Source organism: Pseudoalteromonas sp. SR41-4 (assembly GCF_014163985.1).
Classification (GTDB): Bacteria; Pseudomonadota; Gammaproteobacteria; order Enterobacterales; family Alteromonadaceae; genus Pseudoalteromonas; species Pseudoalteromonas rhizosphaerae.
The window spans coordinates 1-251 of the sequence record NZ_JACJEI010000098.1 but is presented as its reverse complement, the minus strand read 5'-3'; the positions used below and the strand labels follow the sequence as shown (position 1 = coordinate 251).

At 51.8% G+C, this 251-nt stretch carries 1 protein-coding gene; it reads right to left on the bottom strand.

Translation table 11 applies throughout. The annotated features are described in order from the left end of the window. A partial coding sequence (locus H5180_RS23385) for a hypothetical protein (RefSeq protein ID WP_182759266.1) occupies window positions 1-251 on the bottom strand: 251 nt, incomplete at both ends.

Sequence of the window (251 nt, the reverse complement as noted above, 5' to 3'; positions counted from 1 at the left end):
TCTGCGCTGAGTGTGTCGCCTGCATCATCATCGCTGGCGTTACTTAATAACCCGTTTGCAAGTGCCACGGTTAAAGTCGCGGCTTCATCGAGGTTAAACGCGAAGTTTTGCCCTACCGGCGCATCATTGGTGTTGGTTACCTCTAATGTAAATGGCGTTAAACTGGCGCTATCTGTGCCATCGTTAACACTGATAGTAATAGCCGCGTAGCTGCCCACATCCTCGTTCTGTGGCGTGCCCGCTAATTCGCC